Genomic DNA, 18,577 nt, shown 5'->3' with positions numbered 1-18,577 from the left:
TCGTTATCTGTAATAACCAAAAAAAACAAAAAAGGGAATGTTAAAAATAAAAAGTATCCAAGATTGGCGAACTATAAACAATAACTATTATGATTAACAGTTTATAGGCCACCACATTCAGATCACAACAAGGGGAAGTTAATACTTCCCCTTAAATATTCAACTACTTATTAATACTTAAACTCAATGGTTGCCATAAAGTTACGCCCTTCACCAAGCGTTACACCTGTTGCGCCCACATAGTCTTTGCTGGTTGAACCGCCACCCGCCATGTAATCAGTATCAAATAAATTCTCTACATTTACACGACCAATGATATCCAATTTACCGTCATATTTATAAGTATGAGCGACACCCACATCAACACGTGTATAACCGTCTTTCTTAAAGGTATTGGCGGCATCACCAAAACGTGAACCTTCATAGATAACCCCAAGGTTGACATCTGTCGCCTGTGTCACGTTATAGGTTGACCACACACTTGCTGCAAACTCAGGCACATCAACAGGACGATTACCTTCATAATTCTGATCTTTAGTGTATTCCGCATCAAGGTACATTGCAGAAGCATTCATGCTTAGTTTATCAGTAATGTTACCTTGTAACGCAAACTCCACACCATTATGTACCCGTTCACCCGCTTGGGTTAGCGTTTGATTATTGTCAGGTCCAACGGCAATCTTTGAATTTTCTTGCGTAATATTAAATACTGCGGCTGTTGCAAATAAACGCTTATTCAATAATTCCCACTTCGTGCCTAGCTCATATTGCTTACCACGTAGAGGATCAAGGTTATCTCCCGCATTGGTGTAATCAGATGACACCACCCCTTGAGGCTCAAAACTTTCAGAATAAGCTAAGTAAATAGAGCCATTCTCTGCTGGGTGGTAAATTGCGGCTAATTTAGGTGATACCGCTTCTTCAGCAATGCCACTCTTCACTTGACGATCAAAACGAATGCCAGCCAGCACTTGCCAGTTATCATTCAAGGTGATCATATCTTGCGCATAGAAACCCCAAGCATCGTATGAAGAATTTGATACTTTCGGATCTTTATTTGAATACACAGGTGCGGGTGTTGTTTGACCCGGCTTAACATCCACGGAATCAAATGAACGCTGGAAACGATCGTAGCTATAGCCTAACCAGTTTGCTCCCACTAGTAACTGATGTTGCATGCCTAACGTATCAAACTCACCCACAAAATCGGTGTAAGCTGTTTTAAATGCCCACTCATCATGGCGATCACTACCACCTTGTTTAATCGTGCCATTTTCTTCAAATTTACTAAAATTAGGGTAACTTTCTTTGTCATTACGCACAAAATCTTGGTAGTTAAAGCCCGTATTTAATGCCCATGTATCAGTTAGCTGTGCTTTTACATCAAAACCTGTATTTTGAACATCGTTATCAATTTTAGACCATTGGGCATCCCATACATGATCTCGACCCATTACCGGCTTGCCATCGACAATATACGCGCCAGAATCCACACTGCCCTTATCTTGAGTACGATCATAATGCAGTGACACCGTCACGTTATCGTTAACATCATAATCAAGGAACATACCACCAACAAAGCGATCCGTTGATGGCGTTGAACCATCACTAAACTTACGCCATGAATCGTAATCTTCTTTCGCTAATACCACGCGTCCACGTAATGTTTGATCGGCATTTAGCGAACCACTAACATCTAACACACTGCGGGTATGATTATTGGAACCCACATCTTGGCTGAAATTCATTTGTGTTTCATAGGTTGGCTTCTTTGACACCATGTTAACTAAGCCACCGGGTGCTGATTGCCCATAAAGCAAACCCGCAGGGCCTTTCATGACTTCAACACGCTCTAATAACTCAACCGGTTGGCGGTAATGCGACCAATGCTGGTGGCCATCACGTAAGAAACCACTACTACTGCCTAACTCAAAACCACGTAAAGAAAAACGTTCACGGTTACGACTGGTGCCACCCGCTGAAATACTGGCATCGTTTTGTAACACTTCACCTAGCGTACTTGCACGTTGCTCATCAATTAGCTTCTCATCGATAACGGCAACTTGTCCTGGAGTTTCTAATTGGGTCATCTCCATTCGCATTGCGGTCGAATTCGTGTCAGCCTTATAGCCATAATCACGTCCAGTGACCACCATATGCTCATCGGTGTCTGTCATTTCTGCATGAGCCATCGGCGCTGATAATAGCGCACCAATCAATAGTGTTAGCTGACTTTTAGAAAACATATTCCGTTATCTCCAATTACCGTATCTTTGAGAATAAAACCAATTGAATTGTGTTGTTACTTAATACCGCATCTTTAAAAGCGAACCTCTGTAGGCTTTTAAAGATACTCAATATCAGCACCGACTCACTGTCCAAGTAGTCTTGATTGTTTGTCACCATCAAATGATGCCGCCAAACTCAGAACAAGAATATAAGTGATAACCATTACCATTTGCATTAAATTTACATTCTTTGCATTCGTAAATTTTTTGTCAACAAATACAATTGATAATCAATTCACTATCAATAAATACAATCTATTCTCAAATCAGGCAGTATTCGCCCTCTAATAACTATTAATTATTCCGTACTCAGTACTGTTTTTTCGAAGACATTTAGAACAAACGAGCGTATAATTCGGCCGTTTTTATTGATTTCTGCGGTATTAAAAGTGACTCAATTAAGTCTTGAAGCTATTCATCAACAACTAGAAGAACGCAATTTTATTGCCGAGAAAGTCCGTATTGTAACGGTAGAGGCAATGGATCCTGAGGTATTAGCGGCCTGTACTACGACTGAAAATGAAACATTCTATAATAGTTATATGAATGTGATTTATTGTCGTGGTGAGCGCTATGTTTTAGGTTATCGCTGTAATGAAGCAACAATCATTGACCAAGCGATTATTTTTAAAGATGGTAAGTATTACGATCCTACTTTACAAGCAAATGGCGAAGGTGAATTTATCCCTTATTCCTTTGCTGTCTTAGCGGAATTTAAAGTCTTTGACATGATGACACATGCTAAAAACAATAAAGACTTCCCGCCAGATGTAGACTTCTTATTTACACGTAAGAAGCACTTCAAAAACGTTATTCGATAGCGATATCTGTACCCGTTATTAAGCTTTAATGGCGGGTATTTCTTCTTTAGCCGACCCAATCTATAAAATTAGCATAATTTGTCACATCCCTTCCCCTTTATATAATGGCATAAACTGTTTCAGTCTTGATACGCCATAAGCAAATAAACGTACGAACTATCCATTCAGCCCATCAAACACTTGAGAATAACCACAATAAATGTACTATTTTAATATACACCGTTTTATATTGGACATCAGTATATGGATCAGGCAAAAGGATTAAGAAACTACTTTGTAGACAATAAACGTCAGGATATTTTTATACAGCAAGAGCACGTTCGACAATTAATCATTCAAAAACAAGACAAAGCTAAAATCACAGCCAGTCTCATTGAATTAGAAAAAGCGTGGATCGAATTTGAACATGAGAATAATCAGTAAACAGCATGTAACTGACAACATAAAGTCCAGCGAATGGTGGACTTTATGGTTAACCTTTTGATTTAAATCTAACCGCTTCACCCCTCCATTCAATTTATCGTTATCGTTATGCCCTTCCTGTTTAATAATCTACCAGTACCGTAGTTAACATTTACAAGCTCAAAGCCAATCGCATTGAATGTTGCTAAGCTGCCTGTGCGGCAGTGAACTGTATAGGTTTTTAAACACATTCCCATCTTCATTTCTAAGCTGCCTGTGCGGCAGTGAACTCATGTCAACAGTGGCAATTTCCGTTTGAGCTTTTCTAAGCTGCCTGTGCGGCAGTGAACCAAATTACAACGGTATCATTGGCGCTGCATTCTTTCTAAGCTGCCTGTGCGGCAGTGAACGGGTGCATCAGGGCATCATGATGGAGCTGTCTTTTCTAAGCTGCCTGTGCGGCAGTGAACATGACCTTAAGCTAGCAGAGCCATCCCCGACATTTCTAAGCTGCCTGTGCGGCAGTGAACATCTTCAGGCGCATTACCTTGCATGCGGATACTTTCTAAGCTGCCTGTGCGGCAGTGAACATTCAACACGTCAGCGTTAAACCCTTTAATATTTTCTAAGCTGCCTGTGCGGCAGTGAACACTACAGTGCCAGCCGCCCCTGATAGTAATTGTTTCTAAGCTGCCTGTGCGGCAGTGAACGTTTAAATTTTGCGTTTGCTAAATTACTATCTTTTCTAAGCTGCCTGTGCGGCAGTGAACTAAGGTTGAGGATGTAATCACCGATAGATGACTTTCTAAGCTGCCTGTGCGGCAGTGAACAACGTATGACGGGTGAAATTGCAGACATGAATTTTCTAAGCTGCCTGTGCGGCAGTGAACAAGTGATAAGGCTAGTTTATGTTTAATATAGCTTTCTAAGTTGCCTGTGCGGCAGTGAACGAAAAAGATAATCTTATGTCATTACCTGATGTTTTCTAAGCTGCCTGTGCGGCAGTGAACATAGTGTTTCTTCTGAATTCCGTTTACGTCTTTTTCTAAGCTGCCTGTGCGGCAGTGAACAAAATCGATGGTTCACTAGCAATAAGTGATAATTTCTAAGCTGCCTGTGCGGCAGTGAACTCATTTATCTGTTTGGCGAAGTTTTGTTTTGTTTTCTAAGCTGCCTGTGCGGCAGTGAACTTTGATGTGGCAATTAAGCCAACCTTTACTAATTTCTAAGCTGCCTGTGCGGCAGTGAACTGATTGGGGAGTAGCTATAGAAGTCACATTTCTAAGCTGCCTGTGCGGCAGTGAACTCGCGCATGATGCCGTGTCATGGGGTGCTAGCTTTCTAAGCTGCCTGTGCGGCAGTGAACGTAAGCGCATTCGTAAAAAGTTCGCCACAAAATTTCTAAGCTGCCTGTGCGGCAGTGAACGTGAACTTTTTAAAGTTAGTTCTCACTTTGTTTTTCTAAGCTGCCTGTGCGGCAGTGAACTGCGCTGTTGCTGCTGTGTCCGGTATGCTTTCTTTCTAAGCTGCCTGTGCGGCAGTGAACAACTTTAATGGTTACTGAGTGATTACCAGAAATTTCTAAGCTGCCTGTGCGGCAGTGAACATAAAACTCTTTAGTTGTCGTTCTGATACTCTTTTCTAAGCTGCCTGTGCGGCAGTGAACTTCGTAGTCCAGCGCTTTTTTCAGCACCGTCATTTCTAAGCTGCCTGTGCGGCAGTGAACCCGATGCTGAATCATTGGGTGCATTCTTCAGTTTTCTAAGCTGCCTGTGCGGCAGTGAACAAATAAGTGTGAGATTTATTACCACCATGTACTTTCTAAGCTGCCTGTGCGGCAGTGAACAACCACTAAATAAATCAGCTTGGTTTCTTAATTTTCTAAGCTGCCTGTGCGGCAGTGAACATATATAGACACAAAAAAGCCCCTTATTTCTATTTCTAAGCTGCCTGTGCGGCAGTGAACGGTTTAAGCCAATTCAATAAAGTAATGGCAAAGTTTCTAAGCTGCCTGTGCGGCAGTGAACGCTGAGACCGGTTAAGAGGTGGTATGTTAGTGTTTCTAAGCTGCCTGTGCGGCAGTGAACGTACGCCTGTTTAAATCCGTCAAGTACTAGCTTTTCTAAGCTGCCTGTGCGGCAGTGAACACCAGAAATTAAAAAGACTGATGATGATTCATTTTTCTAAGCTGCCTGTGCGGCAGTGAACGTTACAATCCGTGGGTTAACGGAATTATCGGTTTTCTAAGCTGCCTGTGCGGCAGTGAACAAAGCTTTTTTTGATTCAGCTTGTCTTGTGAATTTCTAAGCTGCCTGTGCGGCAGTGAACGTGTATCGAAACTCTTTCGAATTCATATCAACTTTCTAAGCTGCCTGTGCGGCAGTGAACTAGACGAAATATTAGAAGAATTAAAGCTAAGATTTCTAAGCTGCCTGTGCGGCAGTGAACGTATTGACTTTGACTCAATATACAACGGGCGTTTTCTAAGCTGCCTGTGCGGCAGTGAACTACGAGAAGCTAAGACGGCTTATCTAGATGCTTTTCTAAGCTGCCTGTGCGGCAGTGAACTGAAGCTTAACTATAATAAGCGATTGTTTAATTTAAATAAAACCCTAAAAACCCTCTTTTACCCCTTTTTTATCTGCTGATTATAAGTCATTGATTTTAAATACAACTAATAACGGCTAAAAAAAAGGGTTAAATGACTACTCATCTAACCCATTATTGCTATTACAATCAAAACAGCACTTAAAATACAGGGATCGTTGCGGTGGCACTTAATCCATAGCTACTAAATACACCGTCAGTTGCAGCACTCACAACTTGGCTGTGCTCAATAAATACTCGCATCACATTCTGATTAGATAAACTCTGTATTTGAACATAAGGCAAAGTTAACTTACGCTCTGCTGTATCAGGAATAGCATGGATCGCTTCATCAGCACTGATCCAACCTTTAGCAATTGAACGCTTACGCTTATTATTGGCACTTTTAGTCTGTACACGCTTAACGGTTTGATAACCTTTGATGTCACTCGGAATTTCTGTAATAGTCGTTACATGCGTGTAATCTCTTAGCCCTTTAAGCCAAGTATTCGCCATCATTTGTTCAAGTGCTATTTGAGAACCGTGTAAACGTAACGTATCACCTAATGTTTTATGCACATTAGGAAAACTGATCCCCACAGCACCATTACCAACAGTTGCTATTTGACGATGTAATTTAGCAAATAAGTTATTCATTAATACTGCCGCAGAAGTTTCCAAATCTGGTAGCACTTGAATATCAATGTAATACAACATAATCGCTATTCTCCAAATACACCGCCGCGCACCAACATCGCCATCACATAATGTTGTTGCTCTAATTCAGGCGCTTTATCTTTTAATAACCAGTTATCTAATAAGTTATAGAAATCTGTTTTTTCTTTAGGCTGACGGTACGCTTTACCGCGATTAGTGACCGAGCCATAAGGTTCAACGGCAATCGGTCCAACTTCTTCTGTTTCAGGATGCCATGTATCAATGGTGCGTAATGCATTACCAATTTTTTGAGAGTGCATTGCCGCTTGACCATTTAGTTGATACAGATACTTACTCTTATCACCAGAGCCCGTATTCATAACCAATTCTTGAGATGGGAATACTGTTTGTCCATGACCTAATTGTACAAAAGCAGTCACGGTTAATAAGGTTGCTTTTTCGCCAAGTAATCCTTGCTCAATCACCGCTGATAATGCCGCTAAATCACCTTTTGCAGCAGTAAATTGACGTAGGCTGTAATCTAAACTGTCAAACGTCCACTGTTGATCATGGTGCTGTACTGTCACCATTACATTTTCAGCCCCAACGCGGTTACGCCATAAAAAACGACCATTAACGAGATTAGTAGCATAACGTGTTGCTAATTCTTTAAACCCATGCTCAGTAACATAGCCTTTAATCAATTGACTTAATGCCGCTTGGTAATCAGGGCTATTACACGTAGATGGCACATTTAAATCACCGAGAACACGCAACGTAAAGGTTAATTTAAGCGTATCGCAATCAAACGGTAACGCAGCATTATCTACTGTTTGTAAATTTGCCTTTTGAATTTCAGCATCTAATTTAGCCGGATCATTCGCTTTAGGCCCTTTCATACGGTTAGAGATCGTACCGCGTACTGATTTCTCATTAACTACGATAGGCTGCCAATTTGCGCTAGTGGCTATTTCATTCCAATTACCCGCTGCCATTACGGCATCTGAGCAAGCCAATTTGCCTTCAAAAGCTAATACTGATGGTGTGGTTAACTTCGTTGTCATTGTATACATCCTTGGCTATTTAATAAGAAAAGTCGAAATCTTCATTACTTTCAATAGAATGAATAGATTGTTGGGCGCGGCATAAGTAATACGGTGAACTATATTGATAACGCCATAAGATTTGATTGATAGATTCAACCCGACTCGGACTGCCTATCCACTCACCGACACTATAAACAGCCTCAGTAAATGCAAATGGGGTTGTGTTATCACGAACGTTAGCCACCTCTCCGGCAGCAAATACATCGCTAATTTGTTTGTAACCAATCATCAGTGGTACTAAATAGCCGCTTTGAGGCTTAGTTATAGACTTCCACTTGCCTTGTTCCGCTTCTACATTGTCACTATCAGTGGGCATTTCATAGCGATAACCTACTGCAATAAAATCGAGCCAATTCATGATCATATTTTGACTATCATTTTTATTTTCAGCATGTTGCTGTAGATAATCGCTACGATCACATAAAATAAATCCAGGTAACAATGGTCGTAAAAGTTTGCGACAATCACTTTCCTCATTCGGCATTGGTTTAAATTGACACGCTTCAATATGGGTAATACGTCCACCAGCACAACGTTGACTTAATGCCAGCGTTTTTATGGCGTCACTGATGCGTTGTTCTTGGTCGCTGTTACCGCCACTGAAGCCTTTGCATTCAATCAGTAACGACACACAAAGATTCATTTTTCCTTCTTCAACAATAGGCGCTGTTTTACCGTCTTTCGCTAACGGATTACGGGTTAATGAAAAACCATAATCATCCCAATCACTGCCCCGATAAGCATGCACTTGATGTTGGTGGCACATCACGGCACAACCATCAAAGCTGATCCCATGTTGTGGCTCAACTTTGCGTGATAATGCATGCGCAAACCCTAAAAACTGAGTAATAGCAGGAAAACCATAAGTAAAACCTGCAATCGCATTTGCACCTTCAATGTGCATATTTTTAAGAATAAATAAACTCATCGTCCTGCCTCACGAATAGCGTCATGACATAATGCTTGCCAATGTTGTAATGCTTCACTGCCTAACATTAATTGTTGCTGGCTGGCCTTTTCTAAACGATTATTGAGCCATAAACCAAAATCACGACTGATCTCAGTTTGCCAATCACCGCTATAAAGGTGTTCGGCTTGTGGATCAAGCCAGCATTGCTGTGCTGGTGATAATTCACTGGTTTCGCTCCAACCTTTTGCATTCACTTGATGAGGCGCTGCCAAGGTTAAAATACTATCAAGGATCTGATCAGCTAATTGATCACGGCGTTGACGAATACGAATGTTGCTATCTAAGAGTTTCACTTTAACTAAAAACTCAGCCAGTAACTTAACCAGATAATAGGTATCACGTCCCACTTCTCGGCTATCAAACCAATTAGAACCAAACATGGGTGGTTGATATTGGCTTTTCCAATCAGGCGCAGTACAAGGGAATAAATAGGTTTTACCGTAACGCTTAGAATTCAATTGCGAGATATTTTGGGGCTTTGACCCCCCACTGATCGTTACCGCTAAATTAGAGTAACGCACCACATCAACATCACTTGGTTGATTTTTCTTACGCGCATCCCTCGCGGCTTTCATCTCATCACTAAAACGGGAATGTTGTACCTGATGAAATAATTCATGGGCTAAAGCAGAGGAATATAACGGGCTAATAAGATGATATTGATTATCGCCAATAGGGAAATAAATTTGTTTGGCTAAGGTATGACTACTGGGTGTTTTAACTTCCAATGCTTGACGCAACCCATCAGCCCACAATTGACATTGTTCATCACTACTCGCTAGAGGACGTAAAACATGATCGTCCCCTTGTGATAAATAAACAGCCAATGTAGCATTTCTATCATCAAGCTGGAGTAACTTCGCCACATCTAATGCAGCAGCATTACCCACAGCATCGACTGCGGGAGTTACTATTGCTGAAGAATCAAGATATGGCGCATCAGTATTAGAAGCTAATGCTAAAATATTACTACCTTTCGCACTACCATGAGTAAACTTCACCGCATGAGTTGCCAAACTGATTTGTTTAGCTCTCACGGCAGCACTTGTCAGCCATATTTGTATATCAAAATCTTGATAAGCTGTTTGAATCTGTTCATTCAAGGTCGCTAATTCAATTTCTGACACTCCATTTTTGACATTCTTTTTCTTTTCTATTTCATCAAGTTTCGTTTGACGCCGTTGTTCAATATACGCTTGAATCAATGTGCTGATGTGTATTGGCATAGAAACTCCCTATTTCACCTTTAGCAAAAGATATCGCCACTACTCTCTAAATCTAAAATAAAATATCAATAATCCAACGGAGACACTGGATAGCTAATTGACTACAGACTTTAGTCAAAACTTTCAACATAAAATCTAAAAACCTTGTTTGCCTTGCACTCATTCATATCACCTATATATACAATAAACTATGCATGATAATACATAACAAAAAAATAAAATCAACCTATGTAGTACTAAATAATTTAATCATGTATTTGTCTTTAACTGATACAATGAGTACAATGAAAAAACTGCCGAACAAGCAGCTTAGAAGTATGTTGTACTTATTTATACTACCGTACAGGTAGCAATGATGAACTAGTAGTATCTAGTTCATCATATTCAATTTTTTGAATGCCTATATTTACCCTCAAATACACCTAGCCACGGAAGGTAATAAAATCGGGGTGTTTTATTCGAATCATTAAGATTAATACCACCAAATAATTCACTGATCTGCTCACTGTCTTTATCAAAGATGTCACTTAACTCGTCATACACTGCGTTGTATTGACAATCAAACCACGCTTGATTTCCACTCGCAATATTGTCTATCGCCGCAAGGTGAAACAGCTCGGTTTTATTTACAAAATCACCGCTATATTCATCACGCACTTTAATGCTCAGTGCTTGATCTTCATTATCGATAAAGAAATGGTATTCCGTTTGCGGTCGAGATTGTCGAAACCGTGTTTGGCTCTGATATTCGCCGAATAAGTGTAAATAAGGTTGTAACCACCAATATTCGACTTTTTTAGCGCTGTCTTTAAATAAGGTATAAATCAGTGCGTAGTGTTCTAACTCAATTAAACTAAATGGTGGCTTTAATGTTGTCGGTTCCATAAATCGTGGATAAGCGGAGATAACTTGATAATCATCAGCCATTAATAGCTGAGTCAGATCATGCTGATTTAACTGCAAATGGCCTTTATTTATGTCATTTTTTGGCTGTTCAAATCCTGGCTTACAATAAGCAACATCTGCACCTAATAACGCTTTAATATTTTTGCTTAATATCATAATATTTGGCGAATTAGGCACACATTGACGATGACGCTGAATACGCCCTGCCAGCTGAATAATTGACCGCATTGAACTAGGTTCAACCACAGCCCAATCATAATCATGATCGCGCCCAACTTCTGCTACCGCAGTGGCGACCACCACAAAAATATGATGTTGTTGAGGCTGTTGTTCTAATGCAGTTTTGATTTGAGGTAACTCTAATATCGCTTGTGGATCATTAGGATCGCGCATTAACACCGCGTCTAACTGTTGCTCTATATGCGCTCTGACTGCCATTGGATGTTGGCTATGATAAAAACAATAATGAATACAGGTATTATCTGGTGTCGGCATTGATAATAACGACTCACCCACCGCAATTAAGGGTTCAATATTTGCCATTCTCACTAAGCCAATCGAGATGGTTTTACCGTTTGGTGCAACTTGACGATGGCGTTCATCTAAGGTGTAAATTGCCTGTTGAATATGGCTTGATAGATAATTAACCGCATCGGTTTTTGTTAATTTTTCCACGTCTAAAGGCACTAACTCAGCTTGACGTAAGGGTAATGATTTACGGCTTAACGTTTTTGATCGTTGAGTAATAAATTGGATATGCTGCTGTTTAAAATCAGCATCATCAATACAAGCTGCTTGCACATTAAATTCATCAAACCAACCACATTGCACTGTTGTTTCGGTAATGCCGTGGCTATGGTTATATTGCTGACGACCATGAGAATAGGCTTTAAATAACGCAGTAATTAATGACGGTGCTAACGTCGCTGATGACAATAAGATGCGTGAACCTAACATACCCGCCCAATGCACTAAACGGCATAATGCGGGTAAATCTTCTAAACCAAAATCATCAGGCTCATCAAGAATGAGATCCCCTGTAAATAATCGCAACATAGGTGCAATTTGCTGTCCGCCACGCGTACCTTCTGTGGCTGGCATTAAATAATCAATGGTGCTTACTGTAATTGGCGCACTGACCAATTTATGGATAGTGGGTTTTTGTTTGAGCCACTGGCTAAGGTGACCATCATCAAGGCTGCCGTCATAACTGACATACATATGCTCTGAAAATAACGCTTCCGACTCGCTACCTGTTTGTTGCTCTTTTGCTTGTTGCTGAGTTGTGAGCTTACTTTCATGAAGATCTTTAACCGCTTGCGATCCGACTAACACCGCTAAATCATCACTATCCAGTTTTAAACGATCTTTGAGTGCATCCCCTGTTTGTAGGGTTAATGTTCGCAGTCCTAAAGCAATGCTAAATCGACAGCCTTGTTGTTGATTGGCTAATCCATACATAATTCGCGCATTGGCAAAGGTTTTACCACACCCTGTTGACGCCATATTGACCCCAAAAAAGCCGTGTACCTCAGAAATATCACGCACCGAACACGCCAAATCATAGGCTTTATCTTGCCAGCGAAATTTATTGATTGTGGTACGTTTTTTAAATAACGAATGCCGAGTAATCGCAGGTAGACTCAACCGTAATTTAGGCAAGCCTAAGCTTAATCGATAGGCTAATTGCGCTACTCCGATATTATGTTCATCTAATTTTTGTTTTAATTTCCCCGTTTTACGATCGGTATTTGCATAAGCTTTATAGAGAGGATCTTGCCAAGCAATAACAGGCATGCTTGAGGAATAACAGTGATCAGCAAGCATTAAACATAATCGTGCCATGTGCAGTGGAAATGCGTTCTCACACCGCCCAAAATTACGCAGATTAGGATGTGCCAATGCCCGTTTCGCCAATTGTTGGGCTTTGTTTTGCCATGTTTGACTTTGTAGTGGAATTCCATGAGGGAAAATAAAGTTATCCGCTATTTTTGCGATTAACTCAGGGTTTTTATGATTTTTTGCATTCCACTCAGGGCACAGTTTTTGTTCTAACCAATCATCTGAATCACCAATTGTCGGCTTAAAGTCTGACAGTTGATAGGTTGGTAAGCGGTGGTGAGAAACAATTAACCATCCAATCGTTTTTGCTAATTCGGTTAAGCCAATAAACGGTGACAACGCTGGGGTATAGTGTACATCATTAACAATCTTGCTAATTTTTTGTGGTGATAAATCCGCTAATTCTGTTAGCCATTGATCATCGGTTTTATTCTTTGCAAATGCTTGAAAAACCAACAACGATAGCCATTCATGCCGCAATGGCTCGGCAATGCTGCCTTTACCCGTTAGTTTGTGTTGAAATAAGCTGTTAGCTTTACCTACATCATGAAATAAACCCGCCAGTGATGCCATTAACGCAACGGCATAGTTACTTTGCCAGCCATTTTCATCTTCCGAACGCAGAATATTACGCTCAGTTGTATTTGTGGGTACTGTACCCTGTTCATTAAAACGACGTTTATTACCGACAATCCACATTAGTTCGGTATTATTTGCGCCTCGAATCCAGTGACAAGCCACCGCAGTATTCCGCCTAGCGGTTTGCTTTAACAACTGACGTAATGTTTTTAACCCTTCTAAGGTAATCGGCGTTTGCCATGTGCGATCACCTTTACGTTCTGCAAATTGATCCAGCACTTTACGGGTTTCATCAAGGGCTTTTTTATTACATTGAGAGATAAGAAGAATATTCATTTATAATTTTGCAACCGCTTGTGCTGTGTCTTTAATGGCATCGATCATCACATCTAATGCATTGGCTTTTCTAAATCCATTTAGGCATCGTTGACGAAATTCTTGCTCATCATCCCCGGCCATTGCGGCAATAAAAGCATTTGGAAGCACTATCGCATCTTTAATTAAATCAGCAACATCAAACACTAATCCGCCTCGACGGGTTTTTCCGTGTAAAACGGCTAACCCATGTGGCAATCCAATAACCCAACACGCGGTCGCCCCTAAGCCATACGCTAAATAGTTACCGTGATCTAAAAAGCGATTGGCAATATCGGTACTATTTCCTCGCGACGAACGAGTAAACTCACCATATTTCACCGTATTGACTGCGAGTTTATATAAGGCTTTGGTCATGACGGCTTCTAATAACAATAAATCAGTGCTGTTCTGGCAATGACTGAGTTTATTTTCAAACGCCGATAAAATATGGTTCAGTTTGTCTTCTTCAATAATGAAATGATTATCACGCTGCATGGTTGCTGATAACCACACTTTCTTTATTTGTTGTAATCGGACTCTCTGGAATAGGATCGCAGCTTCTAATCGTTTCGTATCATCAAACCAAAAACTGACCCACCATTGAAGATATTCGGTTGGTCGATATTCTGATTGTGGTGTTAACCAACTAACATCAGGCTCTACTTCATTAGCTGAGAATAACGGCGTTCCGCCACCACCGCAAAAACCGACTAGCACGCCAGCTTTAGCTAATTCGCGCATTGCGGCCTGAGTAATGGACGTGCCAGTTCCGAGCATTATGGCTGTCGTGTTTGCTATGGGGATATTCCAATATAATGATTGCTTACCTTCGTCAGTGACATATTCAACCCGCCCACCATTCACTAATACGCGGCAATGCTGTAAATAATAAAGATTGGCACGTTTAGAATGAATAATCGTTTTTAGCTCACTCGGTGTGAAAGACTTAGCGCACATAGCAATCACCAACAATAAAAAAACGAATTATATACATAATGCGTATAATTCGTTTAGAGTGTAATCACAAATACCCTTTTTTATTTGGCACTTATTCAAACCATATAAAACAACAACTTAAAATATCAGTTTAAAAAAGGGTTTTTAGCGAGGATTTGTGGTTTAGCTTTTATAAGCAATCACTTATACTAATTACGCTTCAGTTCACTGCCGCACAGGCAGCTTAGAAAAGGGGATAAATGTATTAGCCATAAGTCCCCGCGTTCACTGCCGCACAGGCAGCTTAGAAATGCTACTGGCTCTATATATGCACCATTAGAAAGTTCACTGCCGCACAGGCAGCTTAGAAATGAACGTTAACGAAGTCGCTATTTTTTGGGTTGTTCACTGCCGCACAGGCAGCTTAGAAAGCTGGATAGGCGCAGCTATTTTAATACTTGAAGTTCACTGCCGCACAGGCAGCTTAGAAAAATGTTGAGAACTTAGCCGCAATACTTCCATTGTTCACTGCCGCACAGGCAGCTTAGAAAGTATTTCAGCTGACATGCTTGAATACTCAGAAGTTCACTGCCGCACAGGCAGCTTAGAAAGTTCTGTATGATTGGCATAGTTTAGCGGCTGCGTTCACTGCCGCACAGGCAGCTTAGAAACATAAGAAACAGTTGAGCAAGCAAGAAGATGAGTTCACTGCCGCACAGGCAGTTTTAATTACTTGCTGCTGCCATCGCTTCTTTGATTTCATCTGAGCCATAACCTTTTGATGACAGGTAGGCATAGGCTTTACTTTTATCTTTAAAATTCGACAAATCAAACCGCTTTTTCGCTAACACTAATTGGCAGTTTTCATAAAAATCGACCTCACCCGCTTCCTCTAAATCATAGAAGACTTGCTCAAGGTTAGTAATATCAACATGCTTCATTTTAAGCTCTTGCTTGATGACTGTTTTGCCTTTGAGCTTTCTCACCAATTTCAATACTTCGGTTTCAAGATCAGCATTCATGCCTTTAATTTTAGCTTTGCTCAATAGCGTATCGGCGGCATCATGCTCAGAAATTGCTCTTGAAATATCTTGAAAGCTGTACCCTCGCTTAGTGAGATCGTTGGTTATTTTCTCTTTGGTGGTTTGACTAAAATCATCATAACTATCTAAACGACTTTTGATCATATCAAGTTCAGACACTTGTTTTTTCTCCATAATATCAATTAATGCTTCTTCAATGATTGTTGCAGGAATACCTTTACCTTTTAATTTCTGTTTAATGTACTGTTGTCCATGTTCATTAGAAAAAGCCATCTCACTAAAGTGCAGTGCAAATTGAAGATCTTCTTTTACATAACCAAAATCTTTCATTTGTTGCAATACAGTCTCTATCCAATCTTGTTGCTCTGTTTTAGCTTCTAATTTTTTTCGCAATTCATACTCAGTATGATCCCGTAAATTTAAATGATAAATCGCACTGTTAATCACATTTTGGATGGTTTTTGCAGGATACGGTTTCTTCATATTATTAGTCTTTATTAGTAATGAAAAATACGCGTCGATATATTATTTAAGAGGAATATTACCGACGTATGGTTGCTCGCACTGTAATCGCAGTTAGACCAATATAATAAATAGCAATTAATACCGCAGGTAGCGCATCACGATCAAATGCAGAATGAACGGCAAATAAGCAGTAACTGATAATAATCGCCGGAATAATATACATGCTGTTATTACGTGGATATAGGTCAAAGACCAAAAATAATTTATGAATGCCGGCTAATACTAGCGGCAACGTTATCATTAAAAACCACAACATAACCAATCTCTTTGAAAAGGAAATACCTTTAATTATTATTAAAACAGCCTATTTAATAGGTTATATATTTGATCGAATAGCTAAGCAATATTTATCCTCTACTTTAGATAGAATTAAACTATCAAAGCCATCAATAATCAAATCGGCCTCGGCTAAATCAACTACATCATGGCTGGTAAGAAGAGCGATGGTATAGCAACCAGCCGTCTTGGCGGATTTTATTCCTACAGGAGAATCTTCAAAAGCGACACATTGTTCAGGAGACACGTTTAACATCTTCGCCGCGACCAAAAATGGTTCAGGCTCGGGTTTACCTTTACTCACTTCCTCGGCACACACCATCACAGGGGGCAGTTCAAAACCAGCAGCATGTAAACTGGTAGATGCTATCTTTCTAGGGCCACTGGTTGCAATTGCCCATGAACCTTGATCTAATTTAGAAACAAACTCCAGTGCACCCGGGATTGCCGTCGCTTTCTTCATTTCATTAACAGCAATCGATTTAACAGCTAATATCTGCCCGTCATTAGCCAATACACTATTCACACATCTTAATGTTTCTTCAATTTTTCGACCATGAATATGCTGCTGTACTAAAGAAAAATCAATACCAACACCCTTCGCCCATGTTTTCCAAATGTTATCAATCACGGTTTCTGTATCAACCAACGTCGCATCTACATCAAAAATAAAACAATCGAATTTAATCATTCACATCATCTCCTTAATTTCATTGAAGAACACATTACCGATTAAACCTTACAAGGTAAATATCTGATGCCAACTCCTGTAATCAACCTAGTGATCAATCATGGCGACATTAACGACTTACCTTCAAAAAATGAACTAATATAATAAAGTAATAAGCATCGTTATTCTAAAAACAGAGTACCTATTAGCTGAAGAATAAAGGAGCAAATAATAGTCAAAAAAGCAATTGTTTACACTCATTCTTATCATTATGTGATTAATATCTCAGACGTTTACCCATTTGGTAGATATAACCCATACACAACCCATTCAATAATTAAGGAACGACTATGGATAACATTGCTAGTCTTATTTATGACACTTTGATAGATCTATCGAATAATGCACCAGAACAACATGCAAAAATTCGTCAGAACTTATACGACCAATTAGATCTACCATTAAATAAACAAAGAGACTTATATTCAAACGCACTTGGTCCTGCAAGTTCAGGACTACTTGAGAGCAATGCTGATGTTAATAATACTTTAAACATTGCCATTAAAGCACTTGAAACACCTGAAAAATAAATCAACAAAAATCACTCAAAATATAAAATAAGCATTCTAGATTTAACTAGGGTAACAAGCGCTTAAATCAACACAATAAATAGTATTAATTATATTTATCAAACATATAAATAAACGCCTAAGGTTATTATCCTTGGGCTACTCTCTTAAGTCACCTAATTGTGGACAGCCATATATTTTAGTTATCAAATAACACTAATTGTGGACAATAACCTAATTGTGGACAGCCATATATTTTAGTTCTCAAATAACACTACTAATTGTGGACAGCCAAATGTTTTAACTCTTAAATAGAGTCCTCAAAAAGCAAACCATTCCACCAGCAATAAACTCTCAAATCTAAAATTTACAGTTCATTATGATAATTCTTTGTTAAATCAGTCCTATTCCCATATTTCAGGATCAACAGCGCCCACAATCCTGATGGTTATTGCAGTATGTTCATCTAATTATAAGAAACTATATTTAATTAGGATGTAACTGATGGCTCGCGGATTTTCCTTTACACCAATGTCCACCAATACGTTGTTTGAAGGCACACACCTAATTGTGGACAGCCAAATGTTTTAACTCTTAAATATAGTCCTCAAAAAGCAAACCATTCCACCAGCAATAAACTCTCAAATCTAAAACTTACAATTCATTATTGATGATTATTTGTTAAATCAACCCTATTCCCATATTTCAGGATCAACAGCGCCCACAATCCTGATGGTTATTGCAGTATGTTCATCTAATTATAAGAAACTATATTTAATTAGGATGTAACTGATGGCTCGCGGATTTTCCTTTACACC

At 39.7% G+C, this 18,577-nt stretch carries 12 protein-coding genes, 1 pseudogene and 2 CRISPR repeat arrays; of the genes and pseudogenes, 3 read left to right on the top strand and 10 right to left on the bottom strand.

What is annotated here, in order from left to right:
* Nucleotides 1-170: 170 nt before the first annotated feature.
* Nucleotides 171-2,246 (bottom strand): TonB-dependent siderophore receptor, encoded by a 2,076-nt coding sequence (locus tag C9J51_RS09470; protein ID WP_045040656.1) that lies wholly within the window; start codon nucleotides 2,244-2,246, stop codon nucleotides 171-173.
* A gap of 431 nt (nucleotides 2,247-2,677) precedes the next feature.
* Between C9J51_RS09470 and C9J51_RS09465 the strand changes: the two genes are divergently transcribed.
* Together C9J51_RS09465 and C9J51_RS09460 are read left to right on the top strand one after the other, a co-directional pair.
* Nucleotides 2,678-3,109: a hypothetical protein gene (locus C9J51_RS09465; RefSeq protein ID WP_045037786.1), complete on the top strand. Its 432-nt coding sequence runs from the start codon at nucleotides 2,678-2,680 to the stop codon at nucleotides 3,107-3,109.
* A 243-nt stretch (nucleotides 3,110-3,352) separates the two neighbouring features.
* Nucleotides 3,353-3,532: a hypothetical protein gene (locus tag C9J51_RS09460; RefSeq protein ID WP_045037740.1), complete on the top strand. Its 180-nt coding sequence runs from the start codon at nucleotides 3,353-3,355 to the stop codon at nucleotides 3,530-3,532.
* Between the two features lie 181 nt (nucleotides 3,533-3,713).
* A CRISPR array of direct repeats spans nucleotides 3,714-6,079; the repeat unit is 28 nt; unit sequence TTTCTAAGCTGCCTGTGCGGCAGTGAAC.
* A gap of 180 nt (nucleotides 6,080-6,259) precedes the next feature.
* On the opposite strand, the gene cas6f is transcribed toward C9J51_RS09460, so the two are convergent.
* The 9 genes and pseudogenes from cas6f to C9J51_RS09415 form a co-directional block, all read right to left on the bottom strand.
* Nucleotides 6,260-6,814: a type I-F CRISPR-associated endoribonuclease Cas6/Csy4 gene (gene cas6f / locus C9J51_RS09455; RefSeq protein WP_045040660.1), complete on the bottom strand. Its 555-nt coding sequence runs from the start codon at nucleotides 6,812-6,814 to the stop codon at nucleotides 6,260-6,262.
* A 5-nt stretch (nucleotides 6,815-6,819) separates the two neighbouring features.
* The gene (gene csy3 / locus C9J51_RS09450; protein WP_107237471.1) at nucleotides 6,820-7,818 is read right to left on the bottom strand and encodes a type I-F CRISPR-associated protein Csy3; all 999 of its coding nucleotides are present in this window, start codon (nucleotides 7,816-7,818) and stop codon (nucleotides 6,820-6,822) included.
* Nucleotides 7,819-7,837: 19 nt separating this feature from the next.
* Complete coding sequence (gene csy2 / locus C9J51_RS09445; RefSeq protein ID WP_045040659.1) at nucleotides 7,838-8,788, bottom strand: type I-F CRISPR-associated protein Csy2; 951 nt, start codon at nucleotides 8,786-8,788, stop codon at nucleotides 7,838-7,840.
* Nucleotides 8,785-10,056, bottom strand: coding sequence for a type I-F CRISPR-associated protein Csy1 (gene csy1, locus C9J51_RS09440; RefSeq protein WP_107274991.1), 1,272 nt, complete (start codon nucleotides 10,054-10,056; stop codon nucleotides 8,785-8,787). Before csy1 ends, csy2 begins: the two co-directional genes overlap by 4 nt.
* 384 nt (nucleotides 10,057-10,440) lie before the next feature.
* Nucleotides 10,441-13,719 carry a type I-F CRISPR-associated helicase Cas3f gene (cas3f, locus tag C9J51_RS09435; RefSeq protein WP_045040658.1) on the bottom strand — a complete coding sequence of 1,093 codons (3,279 nt, stop codon included), beginning with the start codon at nucleotides 13,717-13,719 and terminating at the stop codon, nucleotides 10,441-10,443.
* Entirely contained in the window at nucleotides 13,720-14,697 is a 978-nt protein-coding gene (gene cas1f / locus C9J51_RS09430; RefSeq protein ID WP_045040657.1) for a type I-F CRISPR-associated endonuclease Cas1f, read from the bottom strand.
* A 202-nt stretch (nucleotides 14,698-14,899) separates the two neighbouring features.
* Nucleotides 14,900-15,407: direct repeats of the CRISPR family, unit length 28 nt; unit sequence GTTCACTGCCGCACAGGCAGCTTAGAAA.
* A gap of 24 nt (nucleotides 15,408-15,431) precedes the next feature.
* Nucleotides 15,432-16,049, bottom strand: a pseudogene (locus tag C9J51_RS09425) (RecX family transcriptional regulator); the annotation flags it as partial.
* A 211-nt stretch (nucleotides 16,050-16,260) separates the two neighbouring features.
* Nucleotides 16,261-16,500: a hypothetical protein gene (locus C9J51_RS09420; RefSeq protein ID WP_045040989.1), complete on the bottom strand. Its 240-nt coding sequence runs from the start codon at nucleotides 16,498-16,500 to the stop codon at nucleotides 16,261-16,263.
* A gap of 60 nt (nucleotides 16,501-16,560) precedes the next feature.
* Nucleotides 16,561-17,211, bottom strand: a complete 651-nt coding sequence (locus C9J51_RS09415; protein WP_107274990.1) for an HAD-IA family hydrolase — start codon at nucleotides 17,209-17,211, stop codon at nucleotides 16,561-16,563.
* A 338-nt stretch (nucleotides 17,212-17,549) separates the two neighbouring features.
* On the opposite strand from C9J51_RS09415, the gene C9J51_RS09410 reads away from it, so the two are divergent.
* Nucleotides 17,550-17,780 (top strand): PAS factor family protein, encoded by a 231-nt coding sequence (locus C9J51_RS09410; protein ID WP_045037784.1) that lies wholly within the window; start codon nucleotides 17,550-17,552, stop codon nucleotides 17,778-17,780.
* Nucleotides 17,781-18,577 lie beyond the last annotated feature (797 nt).

This window comes from Photobacterium iliopiscarium (assembly GCF_003026395.1).
Lineage (GTDB): Bacteria > Pseudomonadota > Gammaproteobacteria > Enterobacterales > Vibrionaceae > Photobacterium > Photobacterium iliopiscarium.
The sequence above is the reverse complement of the archived record's forward strand: the minus strand, read 5'-3'. Positions and strand labels throughout refer to the sequence as shown.

Coding starts and splice junctions, on each gene's coding strand:
- C9J51_RS09415 (WP_107274990.1), bottom strand. CDS start 17,211: ATGATTAAATTCGATTGTTTTATTTTTGATGTAGATGCGACGTTGGTT.
- cas3f (WP_045040658.1), bottom strand. CDS start 13,719: ATGAATATTCTTCTTATCTCTCAATGTAATAAAAAAGCCCTTGATGAA.
- csy3 (WP_107237471.1), bottom strand. CDS start 7,818: ATGACAACGAAGTTAACCACACCATCAGTATTAGCTTTTGAAGGCAAA.
- C9J51_RS09420 (WP_045040989.1), bottom strand. CDS start 16,500: ATGTTGTGGTTTTTAATGATAACGTTGCCGCTAGTATTAGCCGGCATT.
- csy1 (WP_107274991.1), bottom strand. CDS start 10,056: ATGCCAATACACATCAGCACATTGATTCAAGCGTATATTGAACAACGG.
- cas6f (WP_045040660.1), bottom strand. CDS start 6,814: ATGTTGTATTACATTGATATTCAAGTGCTACCAGATTTGGAAACTTCT.
- C9J51_RS09470 (WP_045040656.1), bottom strand. CDS start 2,246: ATGTTTTCTAAAAGTCAGCTAACACTATTGATTGGTGCGCTATTATCA.
- cas1f (WP_045040657.1), bottom strand. CDS start 14,697: ATGTGCGCTAAGTCTTTCACACCGAGTGAGCTAAAAACGATTATTCAT.
- csy2 (WP_045040659.1), bottom strand. CDS start 8,788: ATGAGTTTATTTATTCTTAAAAATATGCACATTGAAGGTGCAAATGCG.
- C9J51_RS09460 (WP_045037740.1), top strand. CDS start 3,353: ATGGATCAGGCAAAAGGATTAAGAAACTACTTTGTAGACAATAAACGT.